Origin of the sequence: Rhodoplanes roseus (genome assembly GCF_003258865.1) — a bacterium.
GTDB lineage: Bacteria > Pseudomonadota > Alphaproteobacteria > Rhizobiales > Xanthobacteraceae > Rhodoplanes > Rhodoplanes roseus.
On record NZ_NPEX01000271.1, the window covers coordinates 1 to 7,719 of the forward strand.

7 protein-coding genes are annotated in these 7,719 nt (G+C 68.9%); 6 read left to right on the forward strand and 1 reads right to left on the reverse strand.

The window, feature by feature from the left end:
* The 5 genes from CH341_RS25440 to CH341_RS25460 form a co-directional block, all read left to right on the forward strand.
* Window positions 1-544: helix-hairpin-helix domain-containing protein (locus tag CH341_RS25440; protein ID WP_245431243.1), on the forward strand; the 544-nt coding region annotated here is incomplete at its 5' end.
* A gap of 52 nt (window positions 545-596) precedes the next feature.
* The gene (gene pgsA, locus CH341_RS25445) at window positions 597-1,229 is read left to right on the forward strand and encodes a CDP-diacylglycerol--glycerol-3-phosphate 3-phosphatidyltransferase (protein WP_111421771.1); all 633 of its coding nucleotides are present in this window, start codon (window positions 597-599) and stop codon (window positions 1,227-1,229) included.
* Between the two features lie 2 nt (window positions 1,230-1,231).
* Window positions 1,232-1,483, forward strand: coding sequence for a molybdopterin converting factor subunit 1 (gene moaD / locus CH341_RS25450; RefSeq protein ID WP_111421772.1), 252 nt, complete (start codon window positions 1,232-1,234; stop codon window positions 1,481-1,483).
* A gap of 84 nt (window positions 1,484-1,567) precedes the next feature.
* Complete coding sequence (locus tag CH341_RS25455; protein ID WP_111421776.1) at window positions 1,568-2,038, forward strand: molybdenum cofactor biosynthesis protein MoaE; 471 nt, start codon at window positions 1,568-1,570, stop codon at window positions 2,036-2,038.
* A 132-nt stretch (window positions 2,039-2,170) separates the two neighbouring features.
* On the forward strand, window positions 2,171-4,036 hold the full coding sequence (locus CH341_RS25460) for a potassium transporter Kup (protein ID WP_111421773.1): 1,866 nt from the start codon (window positions 2,171-2,173) through the stop codon (window positions 4,034-4,036).
* A 61-nt stretch (window positions 4,037-4,097) separates the two neighbouring features.
* On the opposite strand, the gene CH341_RS25465 is transcribed toward CH341_RS25460, so the two are convergent.
* Window positions 4,098-6,209, reverse strand: coding sequence for a S9 family peptidase (locus tag CH341_RS25465; protein ID WP_111421774.1), 2,112 nt, complete (start codon window positions 6,207-6,209; stop codon window positions 4,098-4,100).
* 592 nt (window positions 6,210-6,801) lie between these two features.
* On the opposite strand from CH341_RS25465, the gene CH341_RS25470 reads away from it, so the two are divergent.
* Window positions 6,802-7,215 (forward strand): Ros/MucR family transcriptional regulator, encoded by a 414-nt coding sequence (locus CH341_RS25470; RefSeq protein ID WP_111421775.1) that lies wholly within the window; start codon window positions 6,802-6,804, stop codon window positions 7,213-7,215.
* Window positions 7,216-7,719: the final 504 nt, after the last annotated feature.

Consider the following 7,719-nt stretch of genomic DNA (forward strand, 5'->3'; position numbering starts at 1 on the left):
GCAGGGCGCGCCGACCCTCCCCCTCCAGGGGAGGGTGGAAGAAGGCGAAGCCCCCGATCCCGACACCGACGCGGCCGAATCGCCGTGGCCGGACCTGGTGCTGATCGACGGCGGGCCGGGGCAGCTCGCCGCCGCCACGGCGACCCTGGCCGGGCTCGGCATCGCCGGCGTGCCGCTGGTGGGCATCGCCAAGGGCCCCGACCGCGACGCCGGGCGAGAGCATTTCCACATGGCCGGGCGCGAGCCGTTCCGCCTCGCGCCGCGCGATCCGGTTCTCTACTTCGTCCAGCGGCTGCGCGACGAGGCGCACCGATTCGCCATCGGCTCCCACCGGGCACGGCGCAAGCGCGACATCCGCGAGGCCGGGCTGCAGGAGATTCCCGGGGTCGGCCCGGCCCGCAAGCGGGCGCTGCTGCACCATTTCGGGACGCTGAAGGCGATCGAGCGGGCCTCGCCGACCGATCTGGCCCATGTTTCGGGCATCAGCGACGAGACGGCGCGGCGCATCTACGACTTTTTCCACGACTCGTCCGGCAGAGGCTGATCTGCGTCGCGAAGGCTGTTAGAGGACGTTCCCAGAGGCTATCTTGACCGACATGCAGATCGCGACCTCCCGTCCCCTTCCGGCCCGGCCGTACTCGCTGCCGAACCTGCTCACCTATGGGCGGATCGCCGCCGTGCCCTTGGTGGTCGCCTGCATGTACGGGCAGATCATCCTGGAAGGCGGTATCTGGCTGCGCTGGGTGGCCGTCGCCCTGTTCATCGCCGCGGCGATCACGGATTTCCTCGACGGGTGGCTGGCCCGCTCGTGGGGCCAGCAGTCGAGCTTCGGCCGCATGCTCGACCCCATCGCCGACAAGCTCCTGGTGTCGTCTTGCCTGCTGATGCTGACCGCCGACGGCACCATCATCGGCTGGTCGCTGTGGGCCGCCATCGTCATCCTGTGCCGCGAGATCCTGGTCTCGGGACTGCGCGAATACCTGGCCGAGCTGCAGGTCAGCGTGCCGGTGACGCGGCTGGCCAAGTGGAAGACCTCCCTGCAGCTCGTCGCCATCGGCTTCCTGCTCGCCGGTGACGCCGGCGATGCGCTGGTGGCGACCAAGTATTACGTCGGGTTCCCGCTCGTCACCCTCACCGGGCTGCTGCTCCTGTGGGTCTCGGCGCTGCTGACCCTCTACACCGGCTACGATTACTTCCGGGCCGGCATCCATCATCTGATCGACGAGTGATCATGAAGGTCCTCTATTTCGCCTGGGTGCGCGAGCGCGTCGGCAAGGCCGAGGAGGAGATCGCTCCGCCGGAGGGCGTCGGCACGGTCGCCGAGCTGATGGACTGGCTGGCCGGCCGCGGCGAGGAGTACGCCCACGCCTTCGAGAACCGCCGGGTCATCCGCGCCGCCCTCGACCAGGCCCATGCCAAGCCCGACACGGCCATCGCCGGCGCCCGCGAGATCGCCTTCTTCCCGCCCATGACGGGCGGGTGAGGGCAGGGGGGCGATGCCGTCGCTTCTTCCGTCTCCCGCGAGCGGAGAGGGACGAAGCCGCGCCGTGTGGAGAAGGACCTCGAGATGACCGTCCGCATCCAGCGCGAGCCGTTCGACGCCGCCGCCGAGGCCAAGGCGATCACGGCCGGCCGCACCGACATCGGCGCCGTCGTCACCTTCACGGGGATTTGCCGCGGCAGCGACGACGGGCAGCCGGTCGCGGCGCTGACGCTCGAGCATTATCCGGGCATGGCCGAGGCCGAGATCGAGCGGCACGTCGCCGAGGCGGAAAGGCGCTGGCCGCTGATGGGCGTCACCGTGGTCCACCGCTTCGGCCGCATGGTGCCGGGCGACGACATCGTCCTGGTCGTCACCGCCGCGTCCCACCGCGGCGACGCCTTCGCGGCGGCCGAGTTCCTGATGGACTGGCTCAAGACCCGCGCCCCCTTCTGGAAGAAGGAGGAACGCCCCGGCGAGGCCGGCTGGGTCGCCGCCCGGGACAGCGACGACGACGCCGCGACCCGGTGGGAGAGCGCACCGGATCCGACGAAGTAGGGCGGGAGCGGCGCACGGGACCCTGGCCCCACTCCGGCGCACCGTCCCCGCCGAAGGGCGAAGGGCGCGGTTGACGCACGTCAAGGTGACGGTCCGGGAATAGGGCACCTGTGGAGGGGATCGGGGGCTCTCATGACCGAGAACAAGCAGAAGCCGGCCGGGTTGCTTCTCGGCGCGCTCGGCGTCGTCTACGGCGACATCGGCACCAGCCCGCTCTATGCGCTGCGCGAGACCTTCGCCGGGCATCATCCGATCGCGGTGACGCCCGAGAACGTCTTCGGCGTGCTGTCGCTCGTGTTCTGGACCGTGATGCTGCTGGTCACGGTCAAGTATGTCCTGATCATCATGCGGGCCGACAATCACGGCGAGGGCGGCAGCCTCGCCCTGCTGGCGCTGGTCTCCGATCTCACCCGCGGCATGCGGGTCTCCCGGCCGCTGATGCTGCTCGGAATCTTCGCGGCGGCCCTGTTCTACGGCGACAGCATGATCACGCCGGCCATCTCGGTGCTCAGCGCCGTCGAGGGGCTCGAGGTGATCGCGCCGGAGCTCGATGCCTATGTGGTGCCGACCACGGCGGTGGTGCTGGTCGGCCTGTTCCTGCTGCAGAAGAAGGGGACGGGCGCGGTCGGCATGCTGTTCGGCCCGATCATGCTGGTCTGGTTCGCCGTGCTGGCGGTGCTCGGCGTCGTCAACATCCTGGCGCATCCGGGCGTGCTCGCCGCGCTGTCGCCCGGCTACGCCGTGGCCTTCGCGGTCGGCAACCCGCTCGCCGGCTTTTTCGCGCTCGGCTCGGTCGTTCTCGCCGTCACGGGCGGCGAGGCGCTCTACACCGACATGGGCCATTTCGGCCGGTTCCCGATCCGCCTCACCTGGTTCTGCTTCGTGCTGCCGGCCCTGATGCTGAACTATCTGGGCCAGGGTGCGCTGCTGCTCGACAACCCGGCCACGGCGACCAACCCGTTCTATCGCCTGGTGGCGGACTGGGCGGTCGCTCCGCTGATCATCCTGGCGACGCTCGCCACCGTCATCGCCTCCCAGGCCGTCATCTCGGGCGCCTTCTCGGTGGCGCGCCAGGCCGTGCAGCTCGGCCTGCTGCCGCGCATGACGATCGTCCACACCTCGGGCGCCGAGGAGGGGCAGATCTACGTTCCCTTCACCAACTGGACGCTGGTCGTCGCCGTGCTCGCCCTGGTGGTCGGCTTCCAGTCGTCGAGCAATCTCGCCGCCGCCTACGGCATCGCCGTCACCGGCACCATGATGATCGACACCATCCTGGTCGCCTTCGTGATGCTGTATCTGTGGAAGTGGCCGACCTTGCTGGTGATCGTCCTGATCGGCGGCCTGCTGCTGATCGACGTCGCCTTCTTCTCGGCCAACTTCATCAAGGTGACGCAGGGCGGCTGGTTCTCGCTGTTCATCGCCGTCCTGTCCTTCACGGTGCTGACGACGTGGCGGCGCGGCCGCGAGCTGGTGCGCACCCAGCTCAGCCGGCAGTCGGTGCCGCTCGAAGCCGTGATGCGCTCGATCGGTCCGGACATCTCGCGGGCCCGCGGCACCGCCGTGTTCATGACCTCGACGGCGGACGGCGTGCCGGCGGCGCTGCTGCACAACGTGAAGCACAATCAGACCGTCCACGAGCGCGTTATCCTCGCGACCGTGAAGACCGCCGACTCGCCCTATGTGGAAGAGTCGGCGCGCGCCACCCTATCCGAGCTCGGCGACGGATTCTGGCGCGTGCTGATCCGGTTCGGCTTCATGGAGACGCCGGACGTGCCGGCCGCGCTGGCCGGCCTGCGCGACCGCGGCCTGTCGCTCGATCCGATGAAGACCTCGTATTTCCTCAGCCGCGACACCATCGTGCCGAGCCTCTATCCGGGCATGGCGGTGTGGCGCGAGCGGCTGTTCGCCTTCATGGCGCTCAACGCCACCCGGGCGACCGTGTTCTTCAACATCCCGACCGAGCGCGTCGTCGAGCTCGGCACCCAGCTCGAGATCTGATCACGTCGCCGGCGATGCGTCACCGGTGACGTGACGCCGGTGACGCGAGGGGCCGGTCCGGTCAGTCCGCCGTCGCCACCGCGATCGCGAAGGCGTAGGCGAGCGCCACCTCGCGCAGCCGCTCGAAGCGGCCGGCGGCGCCGCCGTGACCGGCGTCGAGATTGGTGCGCAGGAGCACGAGGTTGTCGTCGGTCTTCAGCCGCCGCAGCCGGGCGATCCACTTGGCCGGCTCCCAATAGGTCACCCGCGGATCGGTGAGCCCGGCGAGCGCCAGAATGGCCGGGTAGGCGTGTGCCGCGACGTTGTCGTAGGGCGAGTAGGAGCGGATCGTCTCGAACGCCGCAGCGTCGCGGATCGGATCGCCCCATTCGAGCCATTCGGGCGGGGTCAGCGGCAGCGTCTCGTCCAGCATGGTGTTGAGCACGTCGACGAACGGCACCTCGGCGATCAGGCCCGCATAGAGATCGGGGCGCATGTTGGCGAGCGCGCCGATCAGCATGCCGCCGGCCGAGCCGCCCTGCGCGACGATACGGTCCGGCGCCACGATCTTCTCGGCGATCAGATGCTCGGTCGCCGCGATGACGTCGCGGAACGTGTTGGGCTTGTTGGCGAGCTTGCCCTCGCGATACCAGCGCCAGCCCTTCTCGGTGCCGCCGCGGGCGTGCGCGATGGCGTAGACGAAGCCGCGGTCGACCAGCGACAGCCGGCTGGTCGAGAACGAGGCCGGCATCGACATGCCGTAGGACGCGTAGCCGTAGACCAGCGCCGGCGCGGTGCCGTCGAGGGGCGTGTCCTTGCGGGCGAGCAGCGAGATCGGCACGGTCTCGCCGTCGGCGGTCGGGGCGAACAGGCGGCGCGTCACGTAGTCGGCCGGATCGTGGCCGCTCGGCACCTCCTGGCGCTTGCGCAGCACGCGGCTGCGCGTGGCGCAATCGTAGTCCCACACCTCGGTCGGCGTGGTCATCGACGCGTAGTTGAAGCGCAGCATGTCGGTGGCGAACTCGTAGCCCGGGTCCATGCCGAGCGAGTACGCCTCCTCGTCGAACGCGATGCTGTGCTCCTCGCCGCTCGCCAGCCGGCGCACCACGACGCGGGGCAGCCCGTCGGCGCGCTCGAGCCGGATCAGCCAGTCGGCCGTGACCGCGAAGGCGAGCAGGAAGACGCCCGGCCGGTGCGGGACGAGGTCGCGCCAATGGGCCCGCCCGGGCGTCGCCAGCGGTGTCACGACGATCTTGAAGTCCTCGGCCCCGTCCGCATTGGTGCGCAGGAACAGCACCGGCCCACCCTCGAAATCGGGGTGATGCTCGGCGTCGTATTGGAGCGACGGCTCATGCGGCGCGATCAGCACCGGGGTGGCGTCGGGCGCCTCGAGATCGAGCAGCCAGGCCGCCGACGACTCGTGGTCGTGCACCGAGATCTCGACGAAGCGCTGCGACTGCATGGGCGACAGGGAGACGAAGAAGCCCGGATCGTCGCTGCGGAACACCTCCTCGTCGGCTTCGGCCGGCGTGCCGAGCCGATGGCGGAAGACCTTGCTGGGGCGGTGCTGCTCGTCGAGACGCACATAGTAGAAGGCGCGCGCGTCGCTCGCCCAGATCACGCCGCCCGAGACCTCCGGCACGACGTCGGCCAGATCCTCGCCGGTGGCGAGATCGCGCACCCGGACCGTGAAGAACTCGGAGCCGCGGTCGTCGGCGCTCCAGGCGAGCAGCCGGTGGTCGGGCGAATGGTCGGTGCCGCCGAGGTGGAAGAACGCCTTGCCGGCGCCGAGCGCGTCGCCGTCGAGCAGGATCTCCTCCGGCCCGCCGTCGCGCGGGATGCGGCAATACAGCGGATGCTCGCCGCCCTCGCGATGGCGCGAGTAATAGGCGAAGGGGCCGTCCGGGGAGGGCACGCCGGCGTCGTCCTCCTTGATGCGGCCCTTCATCTCGGCGAACAGCGTCTCCTGCAGCGCCGCCGTCGGGGCGAGCGCGGCGTCGGCATGGGCGTTCTCGGCCTCCAGGACGGCCCGGATCTCCGGGTCCAGCACCGAGGGATCGCGCATCACGGCCTGCCAGTTCGGGTCGCGCAGCCAGGCGTACTCGTCCGTCAGCGTGACGCCGTGATGCACCGAGACGCTCGGGCGCTCCGCGACGCGGGGCGGGGCGGGGGGACGGGAGACGCGGTCCAGCATGGCGGTTCGCTCGTGCTCGCTGTATCGGCGCGCGGGTCTGTCGCGGCGCGGGTATCTGTTTCGATGGCGCTGTCCGCTGACGGAGCGGCACGCGGCGGGAGCGCAGGTAAGCGCGGAAGACTTAATATGTAGGGTTCGCCGGCCCCGCCGCAAACCGAAGCAGGCCGACAGTCGTCCGGCGGCCGCGCCGTTCAACTCGCGAAAGCTCCGGCCGCAGGGTTGTGGCACTTGCTATACTGCGTTGCAACAATACGAGCATCGCGGCCCCACGGGCCGACCCGACCCCCCTCGGGGGTACCCGAGTGGCGGATGATGCGCCGGTCTGGCATGGGAGGCATACCGATTTCAACGTACAAGCCTGTACTCGGCCCTGTCGTTTCGTCGAATAGTTCGCCTGTTCTGTTTCCGAGTTCACGACGACTTCTACGTACACCGAATTCTGTTCTTGATTTCCCGAGCAATGGCGATAAATAAGAAGAGTTCTCGCGAGTCGCCCGCGACGTCGTCTGGTCACACGGGTCGGCCGGGCCTTCCGGGTCGTTGGGTCCGGGCGGGAGCGATCGGGGTCATTTAAAAGAGAAATGAAAGTAAGATGGGCGAGAGCGCGCAGAACTATATTGAGCTGACCGCCGACATCGTTTCGGCCTATGTCAGCAACAACAGCGTATCGGCAGGTGATATTCCCGGCTTGATCAATCAGATTCACTCGGCGTTGCTGCGGGTTTCCGGCGGTCAGAGCGACGCACCGGTGGAGCCGCTGAAGCCGGCGGTCTCGGTGAAGAAGTCGATCACGCCGGAATACATCGTGTGTCTCGAGGACGGCAAGAAGTTCAAGTCCCTCAAGCGGCATCTGCGGACGCAGTACAACATGACGCCGGAGCAGTACCGCGACAAATGGGGCCTGCCGCCGGACTATCCGATGGTGGCGCCGAACTACGCGGCGGCGCGGTCCCAGCTCGCCAAGCAGATGGGCCTGGGCCAGCAGCGCCGGCGGCGGTCCAAGTAAGGTTCGTCGTAACAACGGCCACCGCGACGGCGCCCGCTGCAGGTCAGCGGGAGCAACGCGAACCGCGCAGGCGACGCGGCACGATGGGGTGTTGGTCCCCGCCGGTTTTCACCGGCGGGTTTTCTTTTTGAGGTCGCGGTGCCCCCACGCGGCCGGCACGACCGAGTTTCAGATCAAATTCCTATACCCAGAACCGCCAAGGATACCGCAGGTGTCGCGGTAACCATATAAACTTTATCGCAAAACTCGGCTGACCGAAAAGTTGTCCCCGGCCGGCAAAATGCCACCATAATCTAGGTAAGTTATCCTAGTCTCCTGGTCGGAGAGGTCGCATGCCGCTGGACGCCGTGTCGCTCGAGTCTCTGTCTGTTCGCCTGGCCGCCGTATCGGTCGGTCCTGTGCCCGCCGAAACCCGGGCGGTCGTCCCCCGGCGGGGCGCCTCGGCCCTGTCGTTCCCGATGGGGCGGGGCGGCGGTTCGGCGCCGCGGCGTGGCCGGCGCCGGC

Excerpts from the sequence above, each read along its gene's own strand:
- pgsA (WP_111421771.1), top strand. The coding sequence starts at position 597 with ATGCAGATCGCGACCTCCCGTCCCCTTCCGGCCCGGCCGTACTCGCTG.
- moaD (WP_111421772.1), top strand. The coding sequence starts at position 1,232 with ATGAAGGTCCTCTATTTCGCCTGGGTGCGCGAGCGCGTCGGCAAGGCC.
- CH341_RS25455 (WP_111421776.1), top strand. The coding sequence starts at position 1,568 with ATGACCGTCCGCATCCAGCGCGAGCCGTTCGACGCCGCCGCCGAGGCC.
- CH341_RS25460 (WP_111421773.1), top strand. The coding sequence starts at position 2,171 with ATGACCGAGAACAAGCAGAAGCCGGCCGGGTTGCTTCTCGGCGCGCTC.
- CH341_RS25465 (WP_111421774.1), bottom strand. The coding sequence starts at position 6,209 with ATGCTGGACCGCGTCTCCCGTCCCCCCGCCCCGCCCCGCGTCGCGGAG.
- CH341_RS25470 (WP_111421775.1), top strand. The coding sequence starts at position 6,802 with ATGGGCGAGAGCGCGCAGAACTATATTGAGCTGACCGCCGACATCGTT.